The organism is Arthrobacter sp. E44, assembly GCF_041877125.1.
Taxonomy (GTDB): domain Bacteria; phylum Actinomycetota; class Actinomycetes; order Actinomycetales; family Micrococcaceae; genus Arthrobacter.
In genome coordinates this window covers 20899-47746 of sequence record NZ_JBHDJA010000002.1, presented here as the reverse complement: position 1 = coordinate 47746, position 26848 = coordinate 20899, and the positions used below count along the sequence as shown (strand labels likewise).

General features: G+C 63.2%; 27 protein-coding genes. 16 read left to right on the top strand and 11 right to left on the bottom strand.

The features are described from left to right. Window positions 1–5: 5 nt before the first annotated feature. Genes ACETK3_RS02300 through ACETK3_RS02285 form a run of 4 tightly spaced genes read right to left on the bottom strand, consistent with a single transcriptional unit; the run spans window position 6 to window position 3183 of the window. Window positions 6–1025 (bottom strand): sensor histidine kinase, encoded by a 1020-nt coding sequence (locus tag ACETK3_RS02300; RefSeq protein WP_373992459.1) that lies wholly within the window; start codon window positions 1023–1025, stop codon window positions 6–8. Further along, entirely contained in the window at window positions 1022–1711 is a 690-nt protein-coding gene (locus ACETK3_RS02295; protein ID WP_373992458.1) for a response regulator transcription factor, read from the bottom strand. The genes ACETK3_RS02300 and ACETK3_RS02295 overlap by 4 nt, the downstream gene beginning before the upstream one ends. Before the next feature lie 5 nt (window positions 1712–1716). Then, window positions 1717–2412 carry a DedA family protein gene (locus ACETK3_RS02290; RefSeq protein WP_373992457.1) on the bottom strand — a complete coding sequence of 232 codons (696 nt, stop codon included), beginning with the start codon at window positions 2410–2412 and terminating at the stop codon, window positions 1717–1719. A 9-nt stretch (window positions 2413–2421) separates the two neighbouring features. Further along, window positions 2422–3183 carry a phosphatase PAP2 family protein gene (locus ACETK3_RS02285; protein ID WP_237428793.1) on the bottom strand — a complete coding sequence of 254 codons (762 nt, stop codon included), beginning with the start codon at window positions 3181–3183 and terminating at the stop codon, window positions 2422–2424. 403 nt (window positions 3184–3586) lie between these two features. Between ACETK3_RS02285 and ACETK3_RS02280 the strand changes: the two genes are divergently transcribed. Further along, entirely contained in the window at window positions 3587–4282 is a 696-nt protein-coding gene (locus ACETK3_RS02280) for a response regulator transcription factor (RefSeq protein WP_237428792.1), read from the top strand. A 56-nt stretch (window positions 4283–4338) separates the two neighbouring features. Here the strand turns inward: ACETK3_RS02280 and ACETK3_RS02275 are convergent, their stop codons facing one another. Beyond that, window positions 4339–5343 carry an ANTAR domain-containing protein gene (locus ACETK3_RS02275; RefSeq protein ID WP_373992456.1) on the bottom strand — a complete coding sequence of 335 codons (1005 nt, stop codon included), beginning with the start codon at window positions 5341–5343 and terminating at the stop codon, window positions 4339–4341. Between the two features lie 208 nt (window positions 5344–5551). Between ACETK3_RS02275 and ACETK3_RS02270 the strand changes: the two genes are divergently transcribed. Further along, window positions 5552–7228, top strand: coding sequence for a GAF domain-containing sensor histidine kinase (locus tag ACETK3_RS02270; protein ID WP_373992455.1), 1677 nt, complete (start codon window positions 5552–5554; stop codon window positions 7226–7228). 55 nt (window positions 7229–7283) lie between these two features. Here the strand turns inward: ACETK3_RS02270 and ACETK3_RS02265 are convergent, their stop codons facing one another. Further along, entirely contained in the window at window positions 7284–7961 is a 678-nt protein-coding gene (locus tag ACETK3_RS02265) for a response regulator (RefSeq protein WP_373992454.1), read from the bottom strand. Between the two features lie 176 nt (window positions 7962–8137). Continuing rightward, window positions 8138–8455 carry a hypothetical protein gene (locus tag ACETK3_RS02260; protein ID WP_373992453.1) on the bottom strand — a complete coding sequence of 106 codons (318 nt, stop codon included), beginning with the start codon at window positions 8453–8455 and terminating at the stop codon, window positions 8138–8140. Window positions 8456–8887: 432 nt separating this feature from the next. Here ACETK3_RS02260 and paaA point away from each other — a divergent pair, with 432 nt between their 5' ends. The 14 genes from paaA (at window position 8888) to galU (ending at window position 21757) form a co-directional block, all read left to right on the top strand. Further along, the gene (gene paaA / locus ACETK3_RS02255; protein ID WP_373992452.1) at window positions 8888–9883 is read left to right on the top strand and encodes a 1,2-phenylacetyl-CoA epoxidase subunit PaaA; all 996 of its coding nucleotides are present in this window, start codon (window positions 8888–8890) and stop codon (window positions 9881–9883) included. Beyond that, the gene (gene paaB / locus ACETK3_RS02250) at window positions 9880–10305 is read left to right on the top strand and encodes a 1,2-phenylacetyl-CoA epoxidase subunit PaaB (RefSeq protein WP_373992451.1); all 426 of its coding nucleotides are present in this window, start codon (window positions 9880–9882) and stop codon (window positions 10303–10305) included. Before paaA ends, paaB begins: the two co-directional genes overlap by 4 nt. Then, complete coding sequence (gene paaC, locus ACETK3_RS02245) at window positions 10302–11228, top strand: 1,2-phenylacetyl-CoA epoxidase subunit PaaC (protein WP_373992450.1); 927 nt, start codon at window positions 10302–10304, stop codon at window positions 11226–11228. The genes paaB and paaC overlap by 4 nt, the downstream gene beginning before the upstream one ends. A gap of 2 nt (window positions 11229–11230) precedes the next feature. Next, window positions 11231–11779 (top strand): 1,2-phenylacetyl-CoA epoxidase subunit PaaD, encoded by a 549-nt coding sequence (gene paaD / locus ACETK3_RS02240; protein ID WP_373992540.1) that lies wholly within the window; start codon window positions 11231–11233, stop codon window positions 11777–11779. Between the two features lie 9 nt (window positions 11780–11788). Next, the gene (gene paaE / locus ACETK3_RS02235) at window positions 11789–13015 is read left to right on the top strand and encodes a 1,2-phenylacetyl-CoA epoxidase subunit PaaE (RefSeq protein WP_373992449.1); all 1227 of its coding nucleotides are present in this window, start codon (window positions 11789–11791) and stop codon (window positions 13013–13015) included. Window positions 13016–13044: 29 nt separating this feature from the next. Continuing rightward, window positions 13045–13836: an enoyl-CoA hydratase/isomerase family protein gene (locus tag ACETK3_RS02230; RefSeq protein ID WP_373992448.1), complete on the top strand. Its 792-nt coding sequence runs from the start codon at window positions 13045–13047 to the stop codon at window positions 13834–13836. Between the two features lie 168 nt (window positions 13837–14004). Further along, window positions 14005–14565, top strand: coding sequence for a hypothetical protein (locus ACETK3_RS02225; RefSeq protein WP_373992447.1), 561 nt, complete (start codon window positions 14005–14007; stop codon window positions 14563–14565). Next, window positions 14565–14846: a PqqD family protein gene (locus ACETK3_RS02220; RefSeq protein ID WP_373992446.1), complete on the top strand. Its 282-nt coding sequence runs from the start codon at window positions 14565–14567 to the stop codon at window positions 14844–14846. The genes ACETK3_RS02225 and ACETK3_RS02220 overlap by 1 nt, the downstream gene beginning before the upstream one ends. Before the next feature lie 4 nt (window positions 14847–14850). Continuing rightward, the gene (locus tag ACETK3_RS02215; protein ID WP_373992445.1) at window positions 14851–16068 is read left to right on the top strand and encodes a hypothetical protein; all 1218 of its coding nucleotides are present in this window, start codon (window positions 14851–14853) and stop codon (window positions 16066–16068) included. 45 nt (window positions 16069–16113) lie between these two features. Further along, complete coding sequence (locus ACETK3_RS02210) at window positions 16114–17685, top strand: polysaccharide biosynthesis tyrosine autokinase (RefSeq protein ID WP_373992444.1); 1572 nt, start codon at window positions 16114–16116, stop codon at window positions 17683–17685. An 8-nt stretch (window positions 17686–17693) separates the two neighbouring features. Next, window positions 17694–17987 (top strand): hypothetical protein, encoded by a 294-nt coding sequence (locus ACETK3_RS02205; protein WP_373992443.1) that lies wholly within the window; start codon window positions 17694–17696, stop codon window positions 17985–17987. A gap of 50 nt (window positions 17988–18037) precedes the next feature. After that, window positions 18038–19255 (top strand): IS21 family transposase, encoded by a 1218-nt coding sequence (istA, locus tag ACETK3_RS02200; RefSeq protein ID WP_373992442.1) that lies wholly within the window; start codon window positions 18038–18040, stop codon window positions 19253–19255. Beyond that, on the top strand, window positions 19255–20043 hold the full coding sequence (gene istB / locus ACETK3_RS02195; protein WP_373992441.1) for an IS21-like element helper ATPase IstB: 789 nt from the start codon (window positions 19255–19257) through the stop codon (window positions 20041–20043). The genes istA and istB overlap by 1 nt, the downstream gene beginning before the upstream one ends. Window positions 20044–20866: 823 nt before the next feature. After that, window positions 20867–21757, top strand: coding sequence for a UTP--glucose-1-phosphate uridylyltransferase GalU (gene galU / locus ACETK3_RS02190; RefSeq protein ID WP_373992440.1), 891 nt, complete (start codon window positions 20867–20869; stop codon window positions 21755–21757). 7 nt (window positions 21758–21764) lie between these two features. On the opposite strand, the gene ACETK3_RS02185 is transcribed toward galU, so the two are convergent. From ACETK3_RS02185 to ACETK3_RS02170, 4 genes are all read right to left on the bottom strand, one after another. After that, on the bottom strand, window positions 21765–22169 hold the full coding sequence (locus ACETK3_RS02185) for a VanZ family protein (protein ID WP_373992539.1): 405 nt from the start codon (window positions 22167–22169) through the stop codon (window positions 21765–21767). Window positions 22170–22524: 355 nt separating this feature from the next. Continuing rightward, window positions 22525–23127, bottom strand: a complete 603-nt coding sequence (locus ACETK3_RS02180) for an LPXTG cell wall anchor domain-containing protein (protein ID WP_373992439.1) — start codon at window positions 23125–23127, stop codon at window positions 22525–22527. 155 nt (window positions 23128–23282) lie between these two features. After that, complete coding sequence (locus tag ACETK3_RS02175) at window positions 23283–25256, bottom strand: DUF4012 domain-containing protein (protein WP_373992438.1); 1974 nt, start codon at window positions 25254–25256, stop codon at window positions 23283–23285. After that, window positions 25165–26667, bottom strand: coding sequence for a polysaccharide biosynthesis tyrosine autokinase (locus ACETK3_RS02170; protein ID WP_373992437.1), 1503 nt, complete (start codon window positions 26665–26667; stop codon window positions 25165–25167). The genes ACETK3_RS02175 and ACETK3_RS02170 overlap by 92 nt, the downstream gene beginning before the upstream one ends. Window positions 26668–26848: the final 181 nt, after the last annotated feature.

The following is a 26848-nucleotide window of genomic DNA, read 5'->3' as shown; positions in this document are numbered from 1 at the left end:
CGCAGTCAGGCCGGCGCCAGGGGCAACGACAGTTCCATGGTGGTCCCGTCCGGGCCGGTGCGGGCCACCTTCACGGTGCCCCCGGCCGCGGAGGCAATCTCGCGGACCAGGGCCAGCCCGATCCCGAAGCTCCGCCGCCCCTCGGATCCAGGGGGTCCGGCGGCGCGGACAAAGCGGTCGAAAATCCGATCCGGGTCCACCCCGCTGATGCCGGATCCCGTGTCGGTTACCCGCACCAGCGCCCGCGAACCCTCGGCCGAAACCGTAATGCTGATGCTCCCGCCAGCCGGGGTATGCCCCAGCGCGTTGTCCGCCAGGGCCAGCACCGCCCGCCGGAACGAACTGGGATCGATCCGCACCAAAGCCGGCCCGCCGCCGTCGAACGTTAAACGGACGCCCTGTTGCCGGGCAAGGTCCTGAAGGCTCCCGGCGGCGGACTCGGCAGCCAAAGCCACGTCCACCGGCTCAAGTTCCGGCACGGGCGCCGACGCAGTGGCGGCCAGGAGCAGCTCGTTCACGATCCCGGTCAGCGTGGACGCGTCCTCCCGGATCTTCGCCAGGGCCAGCGAAGGTTCCGAGCCCGGTTCGGTCTTCCTCTGGGCCAGCTGGATGCGGGTGTCCAGGATGGCCAGCGGGGTGCGCAGTTCGTGGCTGGCGTCCTGGACGAACCGCCGCTGCCGGGCCAGCGCCTCACCCAGCGGCCGGATGGCGCTGCGCGCACTGAGCCAGCCCACCACCCCGGCCAGCACCACGCCCGCAAGGCCGGCCAGGATCATCCCCTCAATCAGGTCCCTGGAATCCAGGTAGGTGTACGGCTTTCCCGAGGCAGAGGCGGGCTGGACCGGGTGGGCGAGCTTGTACATGAGGAAGGCGGTGGCGGCGGCCAGGAGGATGAGCACCAGGGCGGCAACCCCGGCGCTGATCCGCAGTGCCACCTTCAGCGACGCGCGGCGCAGGATCTCCCGGTCCGGGTCGCCGGAGGCAGCAGCAGAGGTGCGCGGCCCGGAAGGAACGGGTGCAGTCATGAGGGTTCGCCGATCTGGTAGCCCACGCCGTGGACGGTGCGGATCACGGCCCTGTCGATCTTGCGGCGCAGGTGGTGGACGTAGGTGTCGATCACGCCGGGCTGGTCCGTCTCCTGGAAGTGCGCGGCGAGCAGTTCATCCCTGGTGAACACCCGGTCAGGTTCTGCCGCCAGCGCGGCCAGCACCTCGGCCTCCTTCGCGGTCAGCGTCACCAGACCGCCGTACAGGGAACGGACAGAGCGCGACGCCGGATGGAATTCCCAGCTGCCGATGCCCACCGGGCCACCGTGCGGACCCTGCCTCGCGGGCGGACCGTAGGTGCGCGTCAGTGCACGCAGGCGCGCAGCCAGCTCGCCGCCGTCGAACGGTTTTGCCAGGTAGTCGTTGGCGCCGGCGTCCAGGCCGCGGACCTTCTCGTCGGTGTCGCCCAGCGCGGTGAGGATCAGGATGGGGGTGCCGATGCCCTTGGCCCGCAGGGCGGTGATGACGCTGATGCCGTCCATGACGGGCAGGCCGCGGTCGATCACCATCACGTCCCACGGCTGCGTCAGCCCCAGATGCAGGCCCTCCTGCCCGTTCGCCGCGAGCCGCACCGTGAAGTCCGGCTCCAGCAGTTCGGCAATCAGCGGACCCAGGACTGGATCGTCCTCCACCAGCAGCAGGGCCGGCCCCTCACCTGTTGTCATGCCGCCTATTCTTCCGCAGCCGCCTCGACACCTTCATCAACAGGTTCTTCGGATGCGGCGAGCCTGTTCTTCCGGCGGCGCTTCATATATTCCACAATCCACGGCACCACGGAGGCCAGGACCATCACCACGGCAATGATGTCGATGTTGTTGGCGATGATCTCGTAGTGTCCCAGCCACGTGCCCAGGAGGGTCACCGACGTCGCCCACGCCAGGGCCCCCGCCATGTTCCAGAGCGTGAACGCCTTGTATTCGTACCGGGCAATTCCTGCGGTGACCGGCGCGAAGGTGCGCACCATGGGCACAAAACGGGCCAGTACGACGGCGGCGCCTCCATGGCGGCGGAAGAACTCTTCCGTGACGGTCAGGTGGGCGGTTTTGAGGATGCGGGCATCGTCCTTGAACCAGCGGCGGCCGAACTTGCGCCCCAGCAGGTACCCCACCTGGTCGCCGCCGATCGCGGCCGCGGTGATCACGCCGATCAGCAGGGGCAGCGCCAGGTTCAGCTGCTGGTGCAGGAGGCCCGCGGTAAAGAGGAGGGAGTCGCCGGGCAGGAAGGGGAACAGGACGCCGGATTCGATGAACACCATCGCGGCGATGACGCCCAGTGCGGCCGGGCCGAAGCCCTCCAGCAGGCCGGCGGGATCAAGCAGCGACGGCGAACCGGCGGTTGCTGCCAGGGGTATCAGGAGGCTGTGCATGAATGCTCCCTACGCCCGGCCGAAGGGGCGGAGGACGGTGGCCGGCAGGCGTTCCATCAGGGCTGGGGCGAAGCGGTTCCAGAGCCCGGCGAGCAGGACCACTGCGGCGCTCGCGGCAAAGAAGGAGGCTGCGACGTCGGTGGGGTAGTGGACCCCCACGTACAGCCGGGACCAGGCGACGATGAGCGCCATGGCCGCGCCTGCCACCGCAACCGGCCGGGCCCAGCGGGTTCCGCGGGCCAGGAAGTACAGCGCGAAGGCCAGGGCCACGGCGAAGCTGACGTGCCCGCTGGGGAAACTGTTGGATCCGGTCTCCGGGGCCAGGGGGTCGAACAGCATCGCAGGGTTGGGCCGCTGCCGGGCGAACAGGAGCTTGAAGGCCTCGCTCGCCACCCAGCCCGAGCATGCGGTGAGCCCGAAGGCGACGGCGGTCACCAGGTCGCGCCGGAACAGCCAGATGCCCAGGGCGGCAACCGCGATGAGGGCCAGGCCGACCACCGGGCCGAACAGCAGGTTGATCCCCATCGCCACGGCGGTCAGTACGGCGACGTGGTGCAGGCTGAGGTTTTGGTCGACACCCAGTTCCGCGGTTGTGTCGCCGGGGACCAGTTGCACGGTCAGGCCCAGCACCACGACGGCGGCGCACAGCACGATGCCCACCGGCAGCCAGTGCCGGGGCTGGGGGAGTGCCCTGAACTGGGTGCCGACGGCCGGGGGTGCCGTGGGCGAGGTGTGCTGGTGCGGTCGGTCGTTGTGGGTTGATCCGTGCATGTCTTCCTTGGGGGCGTGGCGTGGGGGCCGCTGTTCGGCCTGTCATTCCACTCTCCTCCGCGGGCTTTAAGAAAGGCTTAAGAAGTGCTGGTTCCTGGCTGTGGGCAGGGGTACGACGGCGGCCCGGGCCTTTCGCGCGCGGCGTGGCGGCGACGCGCAAACTCATTTCCGCTGCGCAGATTCCTTTTCGCACCCCGTATTTGGGCCGCGCATGGGAATGTCCGCCCCTGGAATGAACATCCGCGTCGAAAGTGCAGCGGGGCGTGATCAGTGGATTTCCATTCGGGGGTAGACGGACTTTCGGCCCTATTCGTTTTCGTTTGTTGCGGCGACTGTGGTGGTGGTGCATTTGTGCCGCAGGTGGCCAATGTTGACATCGGGGAAGTTGGGGGATGAGGACACTATGCCAGAGGTAAAGGATTACAAAGACGGGCGTCCGCTTCGGGTTTTTATCCTGGATGACCATGAACTCGTCAGGCGGGGTTTGAGGGACCTGGTCGAGGGCGAGGGGATGGAAGTAGTGGGGGAGTCGGGGTCGGCGGTGGAGGCCTCGCGCCGCATCCCTGCTTTGCGGCCGGATGTGGCTGTCCTTGATGGCAGGCTCGCCGACGGGACGGGCATCGAGGTTTGCCGGGACGTTCGGGGGATCGATCCGGAAATTCGTTGCCTGATCTTGACGAGTTTTGACGACGAGCAGGCCCTGCGGGGCGCGGTCCTGGCGGGGGCAGCAGGCTATGTTCTGAAGGAGATTGGCAACCACGATCTGATAAACGGCATCCGGAGGGTGGCTGCCGGGGAGAAGACTTTCGGGCCTGGTGTTGAGGAGCGGGTCCTCCATGGGTTGGGTGAGGAGGCCCGGGTGAATCCGAGGTTTTCCGGTCTGAGCGTGCAGGAACGGAAGGTCCTGGAGTTTATCGGTCAGGGAATGACCAACCGGGAGATCGGTCAGGAGATGCGACTGGCTGAGAAAACAGTGAAGAACTACGTCTCCTCCGTGCTTGCCAAGCTTGGCTTCGAACGACGCACCCAGGCTGCTGTCTACGCAGCGCGCCCCGATGCCCCCGCTCAAAGGGCCGCCAAGGGAGCCAGGTCGGCCTGACCGACGGGGTGGGCCGCGGATCAACGGGGAGGACGAGCGGTGGGTTCTGGTCGGCGTCAGGTTTGGAAGTGCACCGGTGGTTCGCTGCCGCCTGAGGCGGAGGCCACTATTGCTGCCGCGAGGTCCCGTACTTTGATGTTCCGGTTGCTGGAGGCGCGGCGAAGAATCCCGAAGGCGGTTTCGTGGTCGCAGTGGTTTTGGCCGATCAGGATCCCTAAGGCAATGTCGATGACGGTGCGGTGGGACAGGGCTGCATACAGTTGCTCGACGGTTTCCTTCAGTTCTGCGATGAGCAGGGCCGAACGCAGGGGGCCGCTGATCCGGTCGGCGAAGTCTTCAGCGGCGACGATGTCACCGTACTGGAGGCCGCCGGGCGCCTGGGTGGAGAACGTCAATACCGCTGCCGACCCCTCGTCGACGGCAATGGGTACGGCCAGTACGGAGCCGATACCGCATGCCGCTGCGGACGGTGTGAACTTGGGCCAGCGGTTGTCAAAGGACGTGCTGCGCATGATGATGGTCCGGCGGCCGGTGATGGCTGTGAGTGCAGGTCCTTCCTCGAGCCGCTCCTGCAAGTCGATAACCTGGGCGGCCAATCCTCCGTTGCAGGCGTGGACGGGCGTTTTCTTCGGGGTGAGGAGCGTGATGCTGCACGAGGTGCCGTCACCGGTTGAGGCAGTGAAATCCACCAGTGTCACCACGGCCGAAAGTGCATCGTTGATGTTCTCGCTTGCCATGAGGCTTTCCTCCAAGGCTTTGGCCGGGTGGGCGGCGGACGGTGCATGACGTGTTTGACCGGCCCCCATGGCTGACTGAACGCTGGGCGGTGGATCAGCGACAGTGAGCCGCCGGACGCGGACCTGGTCTGCCCCGTCCTGGTCGCGGACACCAGCAGCAGACATGTCGCCCAAGCCCATACCGTCAGCGTCAGCCTCGGAGGCCGGCGCGGCGGATGTGTCCTGGTAATGGCCGGAGACTTCCAGTGCGTGACCGTCCGGGGTTAGAAGCCGGAAACGGGGGGAGTCCAAATGATCCGTGCTGACTTCGAATCCACGCGCCATATTCTTGGCCTTTCAGTTTGGTGGACTTCCAGTAGACGTTCCGCTGCTGCGGTACCAACAGGGACAAAAGGCCCCACGAGTTCCGGGGTCCAATGGTGGCTGGGGTTGGTAGAGTTGTTGGGTAGACGCTGGGGCTGCTGCAGATATTCTTTTCCGAGGCGATGCAGCCCGCCATGGAACGACGTTGGTCTTGGACCGAGGTGCTTTCATGTGGCGTGAACCTATTAAGCAGCGGACCCGGAACCTCCTGCGGGAGTTTGTTGAGCGGGCTGATGAGCTTGTCCGGGCCCAGGAACATGTTGAAGGGCTCCTCGGCGCGGTCGTGTCCCTCAGCGAAAACCTCAGCCTTGAGGCCGTGCTGGACCGGGTGGTGCAGTCAGCGTGTGAGCTTGTCGGGGCGCAGTACGGGGCGCTGGGCGTCATCGGCGATGACCAGCAGCTGAGCACTATCACCGTCGGCATTGATGAAGACGGTGCCCGTCTCATCGGTGATCTTCCCACCGGCCATGGGTTGCTGGGGCAGCTGATCCGTGAGCCCAGACCGCTCCGCCTCAATAATCTTGGCGAGCATGCTGCCGCGGCGGACTGCCTGCCGGGACTCCCGCCCATGCGGACCTTCCTGGGCGTTCCGGTGCGGGTACGGGATGAAGTGTTCGGGATCCTGGCCCTGACGGAAAAGATCGAGGGCCACGAATTCACCGCCGAGGACGAGGATCTGGCGGTGGCCCTGGCCTCCGCTGCGGGCGTGGCGATCCAGAACGCGCGGTTGTATGAGGACAGCAACAGCCGCCAACGCTGGCTGGAAGCAGGTATGGAGGTCAGCGACCGGCTGAAGAGCCAGCCGCGCTCGGAAACAGAAAATCTGGAGATGATTGCTGAACGGGCATTGCACGCGTCCTCTTCGGCGTTGGCGGTCATCGCTTCGCTGGCGGGTGACGGCAGCCTGCGGTGCCGGACGGCCCTGGGCGTACAGTCCATGCCGGCCGGGCAGGAACTTCCCGCAGGCCCGGTGTTTTCGGAGGTTCTTGCCACGGGGCAATCCCAGGTCCTGCGGGACCCGCGGCAGGTTTTCGACGACGTGTCAGCGGAAAAGCTCGGCCCTGTCCTGGTGGCTGCCTTGGCCAGTGACAGCGACGGCCAGCGCGACAGTGTGCTGATTCTGGCAAGATCCGCCGGCACCGCCCGGTACACAGACGTGGACCTTGAGCAGAGCTGTGTGTTCGCTTCCCGGATCGGGCTCACCCTTGACCTTTTGAAGGCTAACCGGCTGCGGGAAGAACACGCCTTGTTCATCGACCGGGAACGGATTGCCCGGGACCTGCACGACTTGGTCATCCAGCGGCTCTTCGCCGCAGGACTGAGCATCCAGGGCCTGCGCCGCTACACCTCGGATCCGGCAGCGCATGAACGGCGAGTCGCCGGCATCACCACGGAACTGGACGACTGCATCCACCAGCTCCGCGACACGATCTACGCCCTCCAAACCGGAGAAGCCGATCAAGAGCTGCTCAGGGGCCGGGTCCTGCGAGCTGTTCAGGAAGCGGCCAATGCTGGCGGGTTCCTCCCCAGGATTCAGCTTTCCGGGCCTGTCGATGACGCCGTGGACTACGAGGTAGCCGAACAACTGCTGCCGGTGCTGCACGAAAGCGTCAGCAACGCCGTGCGGCACTCAGGGTCTGAGGACATCCAGGTCCTGGTGGCAGCCCGGGACGGCGAGGTGGTCCTCACAGTCCGGGACCACGGCTGCGGCTTCCAGAATCCCGATCGGACGAGCGGGCTGGACAACATGCAAAACCGTGCCGCCCGCCTGGGAGGGACCTGCACCATCGACAGCGCCCCCGGCGAGGGGACCAGTATCACCTGGACGGTACCCACAGCCCCATAGTAGGTGCTGCCAGGATCTGCACCGGGCTGAGGTCGGGCGGCTCAACCAAGACTTCTCAGACGCTTTGACCCGTAGCAGCCGGGGGAGCGAGTTTGTCCCGCCGGCTGAAGCCCAGTTTCTGCAACACCGAAGACACGCAGCGGACGACCGTCTCCTGGGAAACCGTCATATGCAGTTCGATTTGCCTGTTGGTCATGCCGCGGGTCATGAGCGCAAAGACGTTGCGCTCCTCAAAAGTCATGGCCTCCAGCCAGTGGACCCCAGCAGTTGCGGAGAGGCTCTCGGCAACCCTTTCCCGGATCTCTGGCTCCAACAGCGGACGGCCGGCTGCTATCGCGCGGACATCGTTGAGAAAGTCCCCGATGCCCCCGACCCGCTTCATGGCGTACCCTGACGCGCCCGCCAGCACGGCTGCCCTGACCCCGTGCTGTTCGTCCCAACCGGTCAGTATCAGGCATCTCACCGACGGTGCGGTAGAGCGCAGGTGACGGCAGACCTCAATGCCCGTAGAGTCCGGCAGGCGCTCGTCCAGGACAGCGATGTCCGGATCCAGGTCCGGGATCAAGCGGTAGGTTTCCGCAGCCGAGGCGCCTTCACCCACCACCTGGAATCCTCCATGCTCCAGCAAGTCCCGCAGCCCTTGCCGGACCAACTCATGGTCGCTGACGATGAACACCCGGACGGGCAGTGCCCCAGACCGAACCCCATCCTGTGGTGTTGCTGATGTATCCATGACGATGCTCTTATCGGCTCATGCCCTCCCCGGCCATCCCATTTCAAATGGCCGCCCCGTTTCGGAAGAATCCTCACCACATCATCCCGCAACACCCTGCACGCGGGCAGGGCCAAAGGTCCGCTCCGCAAGGAACGGCAAACTGCAGGCCTACAGGAGAAAGGCCAGCCGATGAATCATGACCATTCAATGCCCATGATCCCGCCGGCCAACGCAGGGATCCCCCGTGACATACCGCAGACCGAGCAACTGGTTCTCAACTCGGTTTCGACCACCCACTGATGGGACTCCTCCAACCGGTACTCGAACCCGAACCCAAGCTTCTGCAGTTCATTCAGGGCCCGGCTCGCTACCTCCCAGGAGCCCCACCGGCCGACCACTCCGCCGCTGTTCCTGATGACGTTGCATCCTCCATCGCCAAGCTCGGCTGCCAGGTCTTTCCGGCTGGCCGGCCCACTGCCGTGCACTGCCCTGTATTCCTCCACGGTTACCACGCGTCAACTCCTCACCCATACATTGCCCGCCCAAGCTCTGCATCCGGTCCTGCAGGCTGGAAGCTCTCCCGGCTCCTCCTCAAGTCCGCCGATCCGGCCCCGAAAACTGGGGACCCGGACAGCACCTCTACAAGGATGACAAGCGTTCCGGGGCCGGCTATAGGGCTGAAAGTCCCCTTGTGAGCGCTCGCAGAACTGTTCCCGGCGGCCTCAGCAGTGAGCCCGCATTCAGCCGAGCCGCGCCGGGAGTGAGCGGGCGTGGGAGGAAAGGCTGTCAGACGTGAGCGGGCGTTGGGGGAAAGGGTGCCAAAGGTGAGCGGGCGTCGAAAGAGGGGCGGCACGCTTGACGAGTTCCGGCGCGCACGCATATCCTGAACGAACGGTCGGTAAATAATTCCGAGCCGCCCATCAGGTCTTTGCATAGGAGCAACCATGGCAGCGCAGAACTTGCAGTCAGTGCCGGCTGAGCTAACCCCGGAAGAGGATGCGGCAGGCCAGGCCCACTTCGACCGAATCATCGCCGAGGACTCGCGCATCGAGCCCCGCGACTGGATGCCCGCCGCCTACCGCAAGACCCTGCTGCGCCAGGTGAGCCAGCACGCACACTCGGAAATCATCGGCATGCAGCCGGAGGCAAACTGGATCTCCCGCGCGCCGAGCCTGAAGCGCAAGGCCATCCTCATGGCCAAGGTCCAGGATGAGGCCGGCCACGGGCTCTACCTCTACTCTGCCGCCGAAACCCTGGGCCAGAGCCGGGACAAGATGATGGACGACCTCATCGCCGGCAAGGCCCGCTACTCCAGCATCTTCAACTACCCGGCCCTCACCTGGGCGGACATGGGCGCCATCGGCTGGCTGGTGGACGGCGCAGCCATCTGCAACCAGGTCCCGCTGTGCCGCGCGTCGTACGGTCCCTACGGCCGCGCGATGGTCCGCATCTGCAAGGAAGAGTCGTTCCACCAGCGCCAGGGCTTCGAGATCCTGCTGGAACTCTCCAACGGCACCCCGGAGCAGAAGCAGATGGCCCAGGACGCCGTGAACCGCTGGTACGCCCCGGCCCTGATGATGTTCGGCCCGCCGGATGACGATTCACCCAACTCCAAGCAGTCCATGGCCTGGAACATCAAGCGGTTCAGCAATGACGAGCTCCGCAGCCGCTTCGTCGGCATGATGGTGGAGCAGGTCCGGGTCCTGGGCCTCACCCTCCCCGATGACCAGGTCCGCTTCAACGAGGACACCAGGAAGTGGGAGCACGGCCCCCTGGACTGGCACGAGTTCCAGGAAGTCCTGGCCGGCCGCGGCCCCTGCAACGCCCAGCGCCTTGAGCGCCGGAGGGCAGCGCACGACGACGGCGCCTGGGTCAGGGAAGCAGCCGCGGCTTACGCAGCAAAACAGTCAGCAAAGATGCAGAAGGAACACGCAGCATGAGCCCGCACGGCAACCCCGAAACCCCGGCCAGCTCGGCCACCGAGATCAACCGCGAAGCCCCCAAGGCCAGCCCGGTGGTTGAGCCCTCCGAAGCCAAGGCCCCTACCGTTCAGGCAGCTCCGGCAGTCAACCACCACGACCGCTCCACTTGGGGCCTCTGGGAGGTCTTCGTCCGCTCCAGCCGCGGCCTGAGCCACGTCCACGCCGGATCCCTGCACGCCCCGGACGCCGCCATGGCCCTCCGCAACGCCCGCGACCTCTACACCCGCCGCAACGAGGGCGTCTCCATCTGGGTTGTCCCGGCCGACGCCATCGCCGCCAGCGACCCCGACTCCAAGGGCTCCTTCTTCGAGTCGCCACAGGGCAAGGACTACCGGCACGCGACCTACTACACCAAGAGCGAAGGGGTGAAGCACCTGTGAGCCCCCAGGCCCCCGAAGCAACAGAAACCACAGGCCACGGCGACATCTCCACCGGCGTCGCCGGCGGCGACTCCAACGCCTCCGCCACCCGTATCACCCCTGGCAACGCCCTCCGCCCGGAGGACATCGCCCTGGAGGTCAAGACCGGCCTGGCCAAGCCAAGCGAGGACGTCGCAGAGTACGCCCTGAGGCTCGGCGACGACGCCCTCATCCTCGCGCAGCGCTTGGGTCACTGGATCTCCCGCGCACCGGAGCTGGAGGAGGACATCGCCCTGGGCAACATCGCCCTGGACCAGCTGGGCCACGCCCGCAGCTTCCTCACCTACGCCGGCGCCGGCATGCCCAATGAGGACGGCACGGCCAAGTCCGAGGATGACCTGGCGTACTTCCGCCGCGAGCACGAGTTCCGCAGCGTCCAGCTGTTCGAGCAGCCCAACGGCGACTTCGCGGCCACCATTGCCCGCCAGTTCGTGGTGAGCTACTACCAGTACGAGCTCTACCGCCACCTCACCGAATCCACGGACGCCACCCTGGCCGCCATCGCAGCCAAGGCCGTGAAGGAAGTGGACTACCACCGCGACCACAGCACCCAGTGGGTCCTGCGCCTGGCCGGCGGCACGGAGGAGTCGCGCACCAGGATGATCCACGGCCTGCGCACCATGTGGCCGTACGTCAACGAACTGTTCCAGGAGGATGACCTGACGCAGCGCCTCGCCCAGGTGGGTGCCGCCGTCGCCCCTTCAAGCCTGAGGGAGGACTTTGACCGCCTGGTCGCGGACGTCCTCAGGGAAGCCGAGCTGGAGGTCCCGGACGTGCCCGCAGCCCCCGGCGGCGGCCGGCAGGGCCGGCACTCGGAGTACCTGGGCTACATCCTTGCGGAGATGCAGGTGCTGGCCCGCGAGCATCCCGGGGCGAGCTGGTGACGGTGGTGGACATCTACGTCAGCGACTTTGAGGCGAAGCGTACGACGCCGGCACACCAGTCGGGGGAGAAGCGCGCCTGGGACATCGCGGCCACCGTCGTGGACCCCGAGATCCCTGTCCTCACCATCGCGGACCTGGGGATCCTGCGGGACGTGCAGGTGACGGAGACCGGACAAGTAAAGGTCACCATCACCCCCACCTACTCGGGCTGCCCGGCCATGGACGCTATCCGCGACGACCTCTACAAGGCCTTCGAAAAGGAAGGCTTCGAGGACGTCCAGGTGGACCTGGTCCTGGCCCCGGCGTGGACCACGGACTGGATGACCGAGGCCGGCAAGGCCAAACTGCAGGAGTACGGCATCGCCCCGCCCAGCGGCAACTCCCGGGCCGGCGGCCACTCCGGCCCCATCCGGCTGAGCCTGGCCGTGAAGTGCCCGCAGTGCAGCAGCCTCAACACCAGGGAACTCACCCGCTTTGGTTCCACGTCCTGCAAGGCGCTGTACGTCTGCCAGGACTGCAAGGAACCGTTCGACTACTTCAAAGTCCTGTAAGGAACCACCATGACTGTTGTCCGCCAGACCGCCGCCGAAGAGGCTGAGGCGACCGGCCGCCGTCGTCCGTCCTTCCACACCCTCGAGGTGAAGGAGGTGCGCCGGCTCACCGAAGATGCCATCGAGGTCAGCTTCCATGTGCCGGCCGAGCTCGCCGGCAAGTTCGACTACCTGCCCGGCCAGTACGTGGCCCTGCGCACCACGCTGCCGGATGAGTCCGGCGAGCCGAAGGAAATCCGTCGCAGCTACTCCATCTGCGCCGAGCCGCGCAGCTTCGCGGACGGCACCAGCGAGATCCGCGTGGCCATCAAGAAGGACCTGGGCGGACTGTTCTCCACGTGGGCCAACGCGGAGCTGAAGGCGGGGGACACCCTGGACGTGATGAGCCCCATGGGCGCGTTCGTGTCCAAGCACGGCCGGGACGGCCAGGCCGTGGAGCAGAACGTCATGAACTCCATGAACCACCCCGAAGAACTGGCGGGGGAGCCGGGGAACTTCGTGGCCATCGCGGCGGGCTCCGGCATCACGCCGGTGATTGCCATCGCCCGGACGCTGCTGGCCGCCAACCCGGACACCCGGTTCGACCTGATCTACGCCAACAAGGCCGCCATGGACGTGATGTTCCTGGAGGAGCTGGCGGACCTGAAGGACAAGTACCCCCAGCGGCTGGCCATCCACCACGTGCTGAGCCGTGAGCAGCGGATTGCGCCGCTGCTGTCCGGCCGAATCGATGCCGAGAAGCTGCAGCAGCTGCTGGGCACCGCCCTGCACGCGGACGATGTGGACGAGTGGTTCCTGTGCGGGCCGTTCGAGCTGGTGCAGCTGTGCCGGGACACCCTGGCCGAGCGCGGGGTGAAGCCGGAGAACGTCCGGTTCGAGCTGTTCACGAGCGGCAAGCCGGACCGTCCGGAGGGGCAGGCCGGCCGTCCCGTGATCGTGGACGAGAGCCAGGAAACGTACAAGATCACGTTCAAGCTGGACGGCCTGCAGGGCGAGGTGGCCAGCCCCACGCACGCCCGCGAGTCGATCCTCAACGCGGCCCTGCGGGTGCGCCCGGACGTGCCGTTTGCGTGCGCCGGGGGAGTGTGCGGTACGTGCCGGGCCAAGGTGGTCACCGGCAGCGTGACCATGGACGAGAACTACGCGCTGGAGCAGGATGAGCTGGACAAGGGCTACGTCCTGACCTGCCAGAGCCACCCGACCAGCAAGGAAGTCACGGTCGACTTCGACGTCTAAGTCTTTTTCGTTTTGAACAGAGGAGTTCCATGATTTCCCTTTCCATCAGCAATGGCATCGCCGAGGTAGTGCTGGACGCGCCGCAGAAGCTGAACTCGCTGGATGAGCAGGCGCTGCGGGATTTAGCGCAGGCGTACGACGACGCTGCTGCCGCCGCCTCACGCGGTGAGGTGCGGGCGCTGCTGCTGAGGGGAGAGGGCCGGGCCTTCTGCGCGGGCCGGGACATCGCGGGGGTCACGCCGGAGAACGACGACGCCGCGGCGTACCTGGGCGGGCTGGTGGAGCCTTTGCTGAAGAAGATGGCGGCTTTCCCCGCGCCGACGTTCGCGGCGGCGCAGGGCGCCTGCCTGGGCGTGGGGCTGGGGCTGCTGCTGGCCACGGACGTGGTGTACGTGGCGGAGAACGCGAAGTTCGGCTCGCCGTTCGCCAAGCTGGGGGCCACGCTGGATTCGGGCGGGCACTGGTACTTCACCGAGCGGCTGGGAATGCACCGGACGCTGGACCTGATCTACACGGCGGACCTGATCTCGGGCGCCGAGGCGGTGGCGCAGGGGATGTTCAGCCGCGCCATGCCGGCCTCTGATCTGCTGGACTCCACACTCGCGATTGTTGGGCGAGTTGCTGCCGGCGCCACCGGTGCGTTTGTTGCCTCGAAGGAGCTGGTGGCGCACATCCGTGACCAGCGCCTGGGCCTGTGGCAGGCCATGCAGGAGGAAAACGAGGAGCAGGCACGGCTCTGTAAAACCGAGGACTACGCGGAAGGGTTCCGGGCATTCCAGGAGAAGCGCGAGCCAAAATTCACGGGGATTCCGCTCGTGTAATTACCCTTTGGCAAGCCTTGCAGAATTCTTGAGTTAACCTTGCAAGCCCTTTTCAAGAATCTTTATTTGTGTTCATAAGAGTAGGCGAAGCCGGGCAAACCGGCCGATGCGCCCTGCCGGTCTCAAGTTGGCAGCCGCCGCATCCGGAAACCTACTCTGGGGGCACAATTGTCTGAGGTTTTTAACGATGAAGTCGACGGTAAAGAAGAGAACGGCTTCAGCCGCCGGCGTGTAGTCGCAGGCGTCGCTTGGTCCGTGCCGGTTATTGCCACGGCCATCGCCGCTCCGGCGGCAGCGGCATCGCCGGGGCAGACGGTACCTGCATCTTTTTCGTGGGCTCCATCCTCCCAGGCCTCCGCGACAGGAACGCTTGGCACGCGTACGGTGCAAGGCCCTATGAAGTTCACAATTCAAACCGGATCCGCGTTCACCGGTACGCAGGTTTCGTACATCATTACGATTCAAGGCAACCAGACAAATCAGAACGCCAAACTTGGGATATCTACCTCTGTGCCTCAAGGAAGTGCCACGCCCGTTCAGCCGAGCGACAAGGCTACAACGTTCTCGGGGCAACTGAATGCAATCCCGGGGAACAATACGCTGACCGTTGAGCTGACCGGCTTCACGTATACGAGCCCTAACAAAACTGGGGCTTTTTCGTATACCGCCTCCGTAACGCTCAACGGAGTAGCGCAACCGCAGACGTCTACACTGTCGATCACCTTCTGATGGTCTGGAAACGTGGCGGCCTGGTCGCCGAAGTCTGCACCAAACCCCGGGCTCGCGTCGCACTTCTGCACCTCGATGCAACCCAGCCTGTGGTTCTTGAGGGAACTGCTGCCGTGATCTGGGACCTGATCGATGGCCAGCGGAGCGAGCAGGATATCTTCGCCGAGCTGAGGGCCACCTTCGAGGATCAGTCAGGACAGATGCAGGCCCAGGTGGAAGGCTTCCTGGCAAGCCTCGAAGCGCAGCGCCTGATCGAGTCTGCCCGCGGCGTCTCCCACTAACGGCATGACGGCAGCGGAAACCACGGAAAGCGCAGGGCTGGCCTGGAAGCAGCGCCTCCTCGAGGAGCTGGCAAGGGGCAGCGATCTGCTGTGCTTGGATATCTTAGGGCAGCAGTTTGTGGTCCGTTGGGGTAGTGCGGTCACGCGACAGCAGAGGGTCAGCATGAGCTCGGCCTGGGCTCGGTGCGCCAGCAGCCAAGAGCCTCTGCTGCCGCCCGTTCCGGTGGAACCGCTGCCCGACCAGCCGTATACGGCCTCGGTCACCTGCACGTCCACAAGAAACGGCGACGGCACGTTCCAGTTCGCCGCAGCCTCCTTCGAGGAACTGGCTGAGAACCTCACGTCCCGGCTCACGGTTGCCGCCATCCTGGCCAACGCCGGTGAGCTGACCATGCTTCATGCCTGCGGCGTGGCCCACCCGGCTACCGGGGCAGTCGTAGCACTCGTGGCTAAATCCGGAACCGGAAAGACCACTGCAGCCTCCGTGCTGGCCAGGACTTATGGCTACGTCACGGACGAGACGGTAGCCGTTGCGTGGGACGGGTCGGTGGTTCCGTATCCCAAGCCGCTCTCTATCAAGCAGGAGTCCGGCACCCCGAAGCGCCAAGCGTCCCCGGACGAGTTCGGGTTGCAGCCGGCACCGGCGTTGCCCCACATCCAGTCGATCGTGCTCCTGAACCGGATCGAGGGGGTTCGGCACACGGCTCCGGTGCTGGAGAGGGTACCCCTGGCAGATGCCGTGTTGGCGCTGGTCCCCGAGTCTTCCTCTCTGGCAGAAGTTGTGGATCCGCTGCAGTCACTCTGCCGCCTCATCGAGAGCGTCGGGGGAGTGTGGCAGGTGACCTATTCCGAGTCAGCCGACCTCCCAGCCGCGCTGGAACCCCTGTTTCGTCTGCAGCAGACCACACAGACAGGATGGGCGCCCGCAGCCGCAAAAACTGTCCGACAGCCGCAGATCCCGGCCGGCCACATTCAGAGGCGGGCTCCACGCGATGCGGTCACCATCGCCGGGGACCTTCTGATCATGTTGGACAACCAGATAGTGCGCCTTAGCGGCATCGGCCCCGCCGTCTGGGGAGCCTGCGCCAAGCCCGTCAGCCTGGACGGGATAACAAATTACGTCGGCAGCGTGCATGGCAAACCCGAAGGTTATCGGGAGGCCGTCGCCGCGGCCGTAGACCAGCTCGTCGCCAAGTCGATTCTGGAACGCGCCAGCAACTGAATTTACCCGCATGCGGGCACCAAGAACTTGAGTTAAGGAACCATCGTGAGCACAACAGCAGCCCCGGCGGAGACACCCCCCGGCTTGGACCTGGCAGACTACCTGAACGTCCTCCGGACATACTGGAAGGCAATCGTCGCCTTCACTCTGCTGGCCACAATGGCCGCCGCCGGCTGGACCGTTCTCCAGCCAAAGATCTACTCCTCCGATTCCAGCGGCATTGTGGTCACGCCGGGTTCGGACAACGTGAGCTTGGCCCTCGCCGGGGACAGCCTGGCTAAGGCCAAGGTCAAGAACTACGAGTCGGTGGCAAAGTCCAGACTGGTGGCAGACCGCGTCATTGACTCCCTCGGGCTGAACACGAGTAGCGACGCCCTGCTTGGCAGCATCAGCGTTAAGGTTCCTCTGAACACCGCGGAGATACGAGTGACGGCCCAGTCGACGGATCCGGCCACAGCCCAACGTGTGGCTGACGCTTGGGTCAACGGCCTCGCAGCACAGGTGGAGGCAATTGAGACTGTACCTCCGGCTGAAACGGCTGCCGCGTCAGCAACGGCTGCAGGATCTCGTGATGCACAACCAGCAAACACCACCCCCACAGCCGTTCGCGTACTCCCGTTAGGCAAGGCGGTCCTTCCCACCAGCCCCACGTCACCCAATCTGAAGCTCAACTTGGGTTTGGGCGTACTTGTAGGACTGGCCCTCGGTGTCGCCTTCGCCGTGGTACGCCGGTACCTCGACCGACGCATCCGCAAGGCCGGCGAAATGGAGCGGATTTTTGGAATACCGGCGATTGGCACGCTTCCAGTGGATCACCGTCTGGATGGGAGAAGCACAGTTCTGGATGCAGGCACGGCAGCCGAAGTCCATAACGCAGGTGGGGCGATGGCTGAGGCCCTGCGTGAGCTGCGCACCAACCTGAGTTTCCTAGATGTGGATCAGCCGCCGCGAATTATGGTGGTGACCAGTTCGGTACAGGCAGAAGGAAAATCCACGGTCACTGCCAACCTGGCAGTCACGATGGCGGCCGCTGGTGAACCCGTCGTAGTGGTCGACGGCGACCTCCGCCGTCCCACGCTGGTGGATGTCTTCAACCTTGTTCCGGGGGCGGGCGTGACGGATGTGCTCACCGGCGTGGCGGATCTGGCTGATGTCCTTCAGCCCTGGGGTGCCTTGCCCAATCTCTCAGTCTTGGGGTCGGGGCGAATACCGCCAAACCCAAGCGAATTGTTGGGCTCCCGAGCCATGACCAATATGCTGCATGCTTTGGCTAAAGATGCCATCGTCCTGATCGATGCACCCCCGCTGCTGCCGGTCACTGACGCCGCGGTGTTGTCTCGGGCGGCCGATGGGGCCATTGTGGTCGTGCGCACTGGCAAGACGACGCAGGATCAGTTGTCACAGTCACTGGGCAACCTTGAAAAAGTCCGAGGACGTGTTTTGGGCGCGGTCCTCAACTACGTACCCGCACGTGGCACAGATGCATACTCCTATTACGGCACGTACACGTCTGCGTCTGGAGCGGCCACTACGGCAGAAACCGAACCGCTAGACGCTCCAGAGACCGCTGGAAATCTCCTGGAGGCATCCCCGGGTCGGCGCCGGGCCAAGGTTTAGGTGCGGCTATGTCGAAGAGCTCCAACGAGACGGTACTCGGCATTTCCGAGGCTGTTTGCCTTGGCCATGCCATGGTGCAGAGGATCGCGGACAAGCTAGGGATCCGGGTTCTCTTCATCAAGGGACCAGCGAGCGTACTGCAGGGGCTCCGTGAGTCGAAGACGTCAACCGATGTGGACGTTCTCGTGGCACCCTTAGGCCTAGAACTCATGCTGCAGAGCCTGCGTGACCGTGGCTGGCGGGAGCGTCTGGTGGCTTCGGACAACAGGGCGTTCCCCATGTCGGTGACGGTCGAAAAGTGAGCCATTGTGACGGTTGAAAACTGAGCCACCCGTTCCAAACGATTGGGTGGGTGATCACAGTGGAGGATTGGGCGCTTATTCGGCGGTTGCATCTTGCCGAGGGTGAATCGATGAGGTCGATAGCGGCGCGGTTGGGGATCTCCAGGAACACGGTGGCGAAGGCCGTCAGCGCTGAGGGTCCACCTACATACGTTCGGGCACCGCAGGACTCCGGGATCAAAGCTGTGGAACCGGCAATTCGTGCACTGCTGGCTGAGAACCCCCGGATGCCGGCGACAGTGTTGGCTGAGCGGGTGGGCTGGTCTGGGTCTCCGGCCTGGTTCCGCGAGAACGTGGCCAGGATCCGGCCAGAGTATGCCCCGGCTGATCCTGCGGACCGGATCTCTTACGATCCCGGGGATCAGGCGCAGTGCGATCTGTGGTTCCCGGAGGTGCGGATACCCGTCGGCGCTGGCAAAGCCAGGGTGTTGCCGGTGCTGGTGATGGTCTCCTCGCATTCTCGGTTCATCATGGCCCGGATGATCCCGTCCCGGATGACCGGGGACCTGCTGGCCGGAATGTGGGAACTGCTCGGTGGTTTGGGGGCTGTTCCACGGCGGCTGATCTGGGACAACGAAACCGGCATCGGCCGGCGGAACAGCTACGCCGCCGGAGTCGCGGCATTCGCCGGTGTCCTGGCCACCAGGATCGTGCAGGTCAAACCCTACGACCCGGAAACCAAGGGCGTGGTCGAACGGGCCAACCAGTTCCTCGAGACGTCCTTCCTGCCGGGCCGGATCTTCACCTCGCCGGAAGACTTCAACACCCAGCTCGACCAGTGGCTGCCGAAGGCCAACACCCGGCTCGTCCGGCGGACCGGCGCCCGGCCCACGGAGCTTCTCGCAGCGGACAAAGCGGCCATGCTGGCGCTGCCACCGGTCCCACCGGTCACCGGCTTCACCGCAAGGGTTCGGCTGCCGAGGGACTACTACGTCAGGATGGGATCCAACGACTACTCCGTCCACCCGCAGGCCATCGGCCGCTTCGTCGACATCACCGCCGACCTGACGACCGTCAAGATCAGCCTGGACGGCAGAACCGTCGGCACCCACCCTCGGTCCTGGGGCTCCGGCTTGACCATCACCGACCCCGCCCACGTCGAGGCGGCAAGGGCACTGCGGAAGGCCTTCCAAACCCCACCGCCCGTGGGCGAAACAACCGGGCTGCGGGACTTGGCCGACTACGACAAGGCGTTCGGGGTCGTCCTGGATGACGGGCAGGTCGCCTGATGCCCGAAGCCAAAGAAACCACTGGCCAGATCGAGTACTACTCCCGAGCGATGAAAGCACCCCGGATCCGTGAAGCAGCAACCCGGCTCGCGGACCAGGCCCGTGAAGGAGGCTGGACCCACGAGGAATACCTCGCCGCTGTCCTGTCCCGCGAAGTCGCAGCCAGAGAAGCCTCCGGCGCCGAACTAAGGGCCCGGGCAGCTGGTTTCCCGGCCCGGAAATCACTCGAGGACTTCAACTTCGATCACCAACCCGGCCTCAAACGCGACACCATCGCGCACCTGGCCACCGGCGCGTTCCTCACCGAAGCGTCCAACATCGTCCTGCTCGGACCACCCGGCACCGGCAAAACACACCTCGCCACCGGACTGGGCCTGCGGGCCACCCAGCTCGGACACCGCGTCCTGTTCGCCACCGCCATCGACTGGGTCGCCCGGCTCCAGGCAGCCCACCAGAACGGCCGCCTGCCCCAAGAACTGGTCAGGCTACGCCGCTATGGACTGATCATCGTCGACGAAGTCGGCTACATCCCGTTCGAGCAGGATGCTGCGAACCTGTTCTTCCAACTGGTCTCATCGCGCTACGAACACGCATCGCTGATCCTGACCTCAAACCTGCCCTTCGCCCGCTGGGGCGACGTCTTCGGCGATCAGGTCGTCGCGTCGGCCATGATCGACCGCATCGTCCACCACGCCGAAGTCATCACCCTCAAGGGCTCCAGCTACCGGCTCAAACACACCCAGGTCGACTCGCTGCCCTCGACAAGACCGGAAAATACGGCAGAATAACCAGCGTCAAAGTGGCTCACTTTTCAGCCCGCAAAATGGCTCACTTTTCGTCCAGCGCTGACACCCCAGGCACTCCGTAACTGTTCACCACACTGAATGGCCTTGTTGCATTGACGTTCACTTCCGCTATCCCGGGATGGAAGGCCCAGCTGAAGACTGCTTTGAGGCCATGTGGTCAAATACAGACTCTCTGTCTATGGCCGGACAGGAGCTGCGGGTCCCGTCGATGGGGTTGGGAATCCTGATTCTTGCACTGCACGCTCTGCGATCACCTCAGTTGCCTAGCTGTCGGCAGGAGCTGGAGTTCCTCAGCGATCTCGCGCACCGCGGGTCGTACGCCCTTAACATCAGGGAAGCTGCTGAGGCCACCGGAAGTCTCGCAGCCATCCGCCCGTTTTTGGAGGACCTTCTTCCACAGGAGACGATAGTGAGCTGGCCAAGTCCCTCCCGAGAGTGGCAAAACCGTATGATCGCCAAGGCACCGGGAAGCGGTCGTCTTATAGCTATTTTTCAGGCTGCACCGCACGAAAAGCTGCAGTTGCTGTGGACGGCTGTCTTCCCACCTGAGGAGGTCTTCCTCAGTGGAGACATCCAAACTGACATGAGCTGCTTCCGAAGCGTGCAACAGCACTGGGTCAGATGGCGCCGATTTCTATGTGCGCTCCCGCGTGTCTTAAGGGACATCGCCTGGCTCCGAGCCTATCGGGGAGATTAGCACTTTCGAGACCTACATTCCCCGATCTTCAACCCAGGGGTGGGCCACGCAGGCTTATGGTATGCGTTCAATTGCTGCTTGGTCGCCCAAGTTTGTTAAGGTTCAGCTATGAATACCGGGAAAGCTATCACCAAAGCCGTCATTCCTGCTGCCGGGCTGGGAACTCGCTTCCTGCCCGCCACCAAGGCAATGCCGAAGGAAATGTTGCCAGTGGTTGACCGCCCGGCCATCCAATACGTGGTGGAGGAAGCAGTCGATGCCGGCCTCTCGGACCTGCTGATGATCACTGGCCGCAACAAGCGCGCGCTGGAGGATCACTTCGACCGCGAGCCGGGCCTCGAGGCTGCGCTTGAGGCCAAGGGGGACAAGACTAAACTGGGGATGGTGGAGTACGCCTCCAACCTGGGCCCCATCCACTACGTGCGCCAGGGCGAGGCCAAGGGCCTGGGGCACGCAGTGCTCTGCGCCCAGCAGCATGTGGGCGATGAGCCCTTTGCCGTGCTTTTGGGTGACGACCTCATCGACGAGGCTGAGAATCTGCTGAGTACGATGATGGAAGTGCAGCAGAAGACCGGTGGTTCCGTGGTTGCACTGATCGAGGTCGATCCGGCGCAGATCAGCGCCTACGGCTGCGCCGACGTTACTGCCGTGGATGGCGAGGATTACGTCCGCGTCAACAGCTTGGTTGAGAAGCCCTCTGCTGCGGACGCACCCTCCAACCTGGCGATCATTGGCCGCTACGTGCTGCACCACAACGTGTTCAGCGTCTTGGAAAACACGGAGCCGGGCCGCGGCAACGAGATCCAGCTGACAGACGCCCTGCAGACCCTTGCCGCCGGGGAGGGCGAAGGCTCCGGCGTATACGGCGTGGTCTTCAAGGGCCGCCGCTATGACACCGGCGATAAACTGAGCTACCTCAAGGCAGTCATCACCCTCGCGTCCGAGCGAGTGGAGTTTGGTGAGGATCTGAAGACCTGGATGAAGAGCTTCGTGGGCTAATCAGCTTTTAGCGCTCGTGGGAGGCTTGCCCAAAAGCGGCGGGCCTCCCTTTTTTCGTGGCCCAGGTAGCCAGCAAAGCACCGGTGACAGCACCTAACGTGTTGGTGACGATGTCTGACGTGCTGGCAAAGCGGCCATGAAGAAACAGGAGTTGGCCCAATTCAATACAGCCGGAAACCAGCAAACCGAAGGCGCCAATTTGCCACCAGCGTTTGGACGGAAAAGCGAGTGCCGCCACGAAACCGAGCGGCACGAAAATGACAACGTTCGAGGAGCGTTCCACGAATTTGTAGTTAAACCAGCCGGGAAACCCATGGCGGCGCAAAAAAGTCAGGACAGCGGAAAGCTGCCCTGAAATAGGCTGGTCCACTGGCGTAGGCCAGAAAGCGATCAAAGCCAGAGGCACAGCCATGGCCACGAGAACCAGCTGCCACAGCCGGGCGTTGTCGAGTCTCCTCAAGCCAGCCTCAGGAGGTCCGTAGCAGGGCGATAGCAGCTGTAGCGATGGCGGAGGCGGCGAGGAGTAAGAGAAGCGCGTAGCGCGTCACTTGGGGCCGGGGGAGCGGAATGGAGAAGTAATACTCTCGTCGTGACCTACGCCAATGTCTCCCCATAGATGCAATAGATACCACATGGCCACCGCCAATTCAGCGTTTGATGCCGGTTAGTTTGGTCGAAACCCCAAAACTTTAGGCGTCAAAGCAGAAGGTGGATCGTTCTCCTTGCGGAGAACGATCCACCTTTCTCATTTGCTCGACCGGCTGCTGCTAGGCAGAAGCCTCAGGCTTGTTGCGACGTACCAAAATGACGCCGGCTGCGCCCAGACCCAAGGCACCTACACCTGCAGCTCCCCACAGAAGCAGACTGGCATCGGCACCTGTGTTGGCCAGTCCACTGCCTGTGTTTGCAAGCGGGGCGCCAGCGGTGTTACCTCCAGTGTCGGCCAGAGAAGCTGCGACGGTGACGGTGACCGGGCCAACAGTAATGCCTGAGGTGTTGCCCGTTGCCGTGAGGGTGTAAGTGCCTGCCTCGTTGATTGCGATCGGAAGGGCGAAGGCACCCTGCGCGTCGGCTGTCGTGGTCAGAGTCTGAGCTTCCGCGACGACTCCGATACGCGCAGCGACTGCGCGGCTACCCGCAATGTTGGCACCGTTTGATGCCGGGGCCTGTCCCGGCGTAACGCGGATGGTGAGCGTTTCGCCCGCCAAGAAGCCCTGGCCGCGGAAGACGAAGGTTTCGCCAGGGCCTACATAGCTGTCAGAGACAGCGGCCTGAGGTGGAAGGGGCGGGTAGGTAGCCGCCAAGGCCGGCGCTGACCCGATCAGTGCAATGGATCCAGCAAGAGCGAGTGCTGCAAATGTTTTTTTCATCGAAGTCCCCCCGGAGACGTTATATTCATGTAATCCGTTTTGAGGATGCTTCCTCACTGTAAGAGACCTTTACAGACTTACGGACATATCCCAAAAAGCACGCTACCACCCAGTGAAGCCTGGGGCAAACATCTGTCAAGTTCTTACTGACGATCCTAATCGCTGCAGGAAGCTCTTACCGTGGGAAGAAGAACTTCTTTGACATCTTGGAGCGTTGGGGTGACAACAACTTCCGGCTCTGCGTGCTGGACCACTTTCACGAATGTCATCTCGATTTCCGAAGTCTGACCGGGTTCCAAGCGTGTGGCCACTATCCCAACTGGACGATCGTAATGGACATAGGACCCAAAGCTAACCTTCGTATTGTCCTGAAGAGCGGCATCCAAATGCGATAAGGCTGGGCCGTAGACTGTGACGTTGGTTTGAATAGTGCCACGCGGTGTCCCGAAGCGGCCGTCTCCGGTTACGGCCACGGGCAGTGCGCTTGCTGCGTCTTCGCCCGCCGTATTCGTCATAGTGACTTTGACCCTGTATTCCGCGTAGTCACTACCTGTGCAGACGGACTCAAGGCGCACAGTTTTCCTCAAGTAGTAATCCATCTTTGCGCCGGTCCCGTCGTTGAAGTAGACACCGAAGGAAGCGCCGCCAACTGTGGGACCGGAAACGGCTCCTCCCACTAAGGTTCCTTCCAACACATCCTGTTCTTCTTTCTTGGTACTCCAAACGAGGAGCCTGTGTTCCTCAACACTTGTTGTTAGAGCACCGAGTAGTTGGTCCGGTGAGATCTTCCCCGACCCAAGAAGACTGAAAACTTCTTTCGAAACGGAAGCGAAATACGCATCTTGCAACTCGTTAGATTGCGTGGCGGAGTAGATATCCGACAAAAGAGCCTTCACAACGTTGCCCTCAGTCAAGATGCCGGGGAGTCGTTTGCCCAATTCCGGACTGAGATCGGGTATTGCAATCGGACCGGATGCCTTCAGTATGTGTGACAGCACTATAGGGTCGAGTGCAATTACGCCATCTATCTGTGTCCCATGCCGGGTCTCCCACATAGCCTTTGCCGCCTTTGCGGCTGTCGGAAAGTCGGGGGTTAAGTTGACGTCGCTGATGTAGCTGCCCAGGCGTTTACTGTAGATTGCGGTCTGAGCAGGGTCCACCTCTACTGCTGGGGAAAATTTTCCAAGGGCCGCCCCACTCGACTGCGCATCCAAGCTCATGGTTCCGTTTTCGATCCGCAGCACAGCCAGAGCCCCGGGAAGGCCGCCGGTCGCCCGGACTTCCGCATTGTTTTGAATCAGCACCAGATAATGTCGCGCGCCATCCGTCCCCATCATCTTTGGAAGGAGCGCTGATGCATCCGCAGCAAGGTTGAGTGACTGCCTGACACTACTCAAAGAGCTCTTCGCAGTAGCGAGGGGCTGTGCCACCTCAGGTAAGAGGCCAGCACTTTCGATACTGGACAGACGTTGATACGTCAGATCGACAGTATTAGCCGCCGCAACGATACTCGGAGAGGACGCCCTAAGCGGCTCCAGGTCAAACTTCCCCCGCACGGGTTTCAAGGCTCTCCAATCGAGGGCACCATAAACGGACAGCAGCGGTTGGGCGGCGCCGACGACGACGTCGTCGGCGGACAGCACCAGCTCTGAGACCGTAGAAAAGTTCTTTCCGATTCCGGGAACCGCGCCTGCTGCCTTCCATATCGGGTCCGTCGCAGAACTACGAGCTCTCTGGATATGAGCTTGAATGTCGGTCAATGCCGAGCGAGCTGCCGCCTCATCATGAGCGAGGAGCTTCTTTTCGAATTCAGGGAGAACATTATTGACAGAGGCTAGCTCCCCTCGTATATCCATAGCGCGATAGAAAAGCCAGCCTCCGACAGCCGCCGCAAGAACTAAAAGTCCGGCGAATGTTGCTGTGATCCGAAGCAGAAAAAGACGCGCACCTCCCTTGGCGCTCCGCGCAGTACGCCGAGCCCTTGAGGATGTTGATACAGGAAGCTCGCGCACTTGTCCCTGCGGGTTTCGTCGCCTGTCAGCTGGCACTATGTCCCTGTCCGCGTCCGCCCATGAAGCGAGTTTCTTCTCGTGGGCTTCCATGGAGAATTTCATCCGTGAAGAGGTCATGGGAGTCCTCCGCACGCCTGTGATGCAGATCCACCGGCGGCTCTACCGGGACCTTGCCCGAGGTGCTGTAGCTATAGGAGTTATAGGCATAGGCATCGGGGCCCTTGATGGGCAACCGGTTCAGCACAACACCTAGGACGTCGGCCTGTACCATCTCAAGCGCTGCCAAGGATTTCTCCAGATCACTGGTTCGAACCTTTTGAGTGCCGACAACTACCACCACTCCGCCAACCTGTTGTGCCAGAACCGCGGCGTCAGTGACAGGGAGCAGCGGGGGTGCATCGATAATCACAGCGTCAAAGGCACTTTCTAGCCTGATGATAAGTTGCCTCATCTTCTCGGAGCCGAGCAATTCGCTGGGGTTTGGCGGTATCTGTCCGGACGCCAGAACATAAAGTTGGCCATCCCCCCAGGATTGCAGCAGGTCGTTGACATCCGCTTTACCAATGAGCGCTGTCGTTAGCCCTGCATTGCGCTCCAGCCCGAGGTAATCGGCGATCATGGGCCGTCGCAGGTCTGCATCCAATAAAGCAACAGATTGTCCTGCTTGAGCCATGGCAATTGCGAGGTTCGTAGCAGTAGTGCTTTTTCCTTCGCCGGGAACAGAGGAGGTAACGAGGAGAGTTTTTGATTCATGACTTACGTGGGCGAACTGGAGGTTCGTCCTCAGTTGACGGAATGACTCGGCGCGGGGGCTTTGGTGAGCCGCCTGTGTAAGCAGCGGTTTCTTTATGGCGTCCATATCGAAGCTGATGCCACCCAGCACGGCAGAACTGGTTACCCGACGGAGATCCGCCTCGCCACGGATTCGAGTATCAAGTAGTGCCCGCAGCACGGCAAGGCCGATGCCGGTAGCCAACCCTGCGAGGAGCCCCACGACCAAGTTCATTTGAACGTTTGGTGAGTAGGGCGAGGACGGAGCCGTGGCGGGGGCGACTATCGAAAGCTTGACTGGTGAATTGCCCCCATTCGAGGGCTTCTCCAAATCGTTAACGGCGGCAATCAAGCTGCGGCTGACGGATTGGGCTATCGCTGCCGCTTGAACGGGTGATTCGTTTTGAACCGAGATGCTGATGAGAACAGTGTTGGTATCCGACGTCGCTACAATTTGTTGCGCCAGAGCCTGCGGCGTTGTCTTCAGGTCCAGGCTGTCAATCACTGGTTGGAGTACTGTCGGGGTCGTCACTGTCTTTACATATGACTGAACCCTCGCCTGGCTGAAGACGTTGCCCTGCTGAAGTTCGGAAACCGAGCCCGAATTCTGTAGCGCAACGAAGAGTTTTGTCTCGGACCTGTAGCTCGGCTTCATAAGCAAGGACACCACACCCGCTCCCAAGATGCCGATGAGCGCGCACGCAACGACTAAAATCCAGCTTCGCCGGACGATGCGCAAGTAATCCTTAAGCTCCAAAACCGAGCCCCTTCCAGGGTGAAGTTCGCGGGGAAAATTTCCCTCATCGTACCCGGTTCCACAACTCGAAACCCGACCGCGGCGGTTATCCGGGCAAGTGGACCACCAAGGCATAGCACTATCTTCCAAATCTTGTCAGTACACGTCACGGAACGCTCAAAGTCGTTTGACTAGGTGCTTT

Bases quoted from the DNA above. Each gene is read 5' to 3' on its own strand.
- ACETK3_RS02300 (WP_373992459.1), bottom strand. From the start codon at position 1,025: ATGACTGCACCCGTTCCTTCCGGGCCGCGCACCTCTGCTGCTGCCTCC.
- ACETK3_RS02295 (WP_373992458.1), bottom strand. From the start codon at position 1,711: ATGACAACAGGTGAGGGGCCGGCCCTGCTGCTGGTGGAGGACGATCCA.
- ACETK3_RS02290 (WP_373992457.1), bottom strand. From the start codon at position 2,412: ATGCACAGCCTCCTGATACCCCTGGCAGCAACCGCCGGTTCGCCGTCG.
- ACETK3_RS02285 (WP_237428793.1), bottom strand. From the start codon at position 3,183: ATGCACGGATCAACCCACAACGACCGACCGCACCAGCACACCTCGCCC.
- ACETK3_RS02280 (WP_237428792.1), top strand. From the start codon at position 3,587: ATGCCAGAGGTAAAGGATTACAAAGACGGGCGTCCGCTTCGGGTTTTT.
- ACETK3_RS02275 (WP_373992456.1), bottom strand. From the start codon at position 5,343: ATGGCGCGTGGATTCGAAGTCAGCACGGATCATTTGGACTCCCCCCGT.
- ACETK3_RS02270 (WP_373992455.1), top strand. From the start codon at position 5,552: ATGTGGCGTGAACCTATTAAGCAGCGGACCCGGAACCTCCTGCGGGAG.
- ACETK3_RS02265 (WP_373992454.1), bottom strand. From the start codon at position 7,961: ATGGATACATCAGCAACACCACAGGATGGGGTTCGGTCTGGGGCACTG.
- paaA (WP_373992452.1), top strand. From the start codon at position 8,888: ATGGCAGCGCAGAACTTGCAGTCAGTGCCGGCTGAGCTAACCCCGGAA.
- paaB (WP_373992451.1), top strand. From the start codon at position 9,880: ATGAGCCCGCACGGCAACCCCGAAACCCCGGCCAGCTCGGCCACCGAG.
- paaE (WP_373992449.1), top strand. From the start codon at position 11,789: ATGACTGTTGTCCGCCAGACCGCCGCCGAAGAGGCTGAGGCGACCGGC.
- ACETK3_RS02230 (WP_373992448.1), top strand. From the start codon at position 13,045: ATGATTTCCCTTTCCATCAGCAATGGCATCGCCGAGGTAGTGCTGGAC.
- ACETK3_RS02220 (WP_373992446.1), top strand. From the start codon at position 14,565: ATGGTCTGGAAACGTGGCGGCCTGGTCGCCGAAGTCTGCACCAAACCC.
- ACETK3_RS02215 (WP_373992445.1), top strand. From the start codon at position 14,851: ATGACGGCAGCGGAAACCACGGAAAGCGCAGGGCTGGCCTGGAAGCAG.
- ACETK3_RS02205 (WP_373992443.1), top strand. From the start codon at position 17,694: ATGTCGAAGAGCTCCAACGAGACGGTACTCGGCATTTCCGAGGCTGTT.
- istB (WP_373992441.1), top strand. From the start codon at position 19,255: ATGCCCGAAGCCAAAGAAACCACTGGCCAGATCGAGTACTACTCCCGA.
- galU (WP_373992440.1), top strand. From the start codon at position 20,867: ATGAATACCGGGAAAGCTATCACCAAAGCCGTCATTCCTGCTGCCGGG.
- ACETK3_RS02185 (WP_373992539.1), bottom strand. From the start codon at position 22,169: ATGGCTGTGCCTCTGGCTTTGATCGCTTTCTGGCCTACGCCAGTGGAC.
- ACETK3_RS02180 (WP_373992439.1), bottom strand. From the start codon at position 23,127: ATGAAAAAAACATTTGCAGCACTCGCTCTTGCTGGATCCATTGCACTG.
- ACETK3_RS02175 (WP_373992438.1), bottom strand. From the start codon at position 25,256: ATGACCTCTTCACGGATGAAATTCTCCATGGAAGCCCACGAGAAGAAA.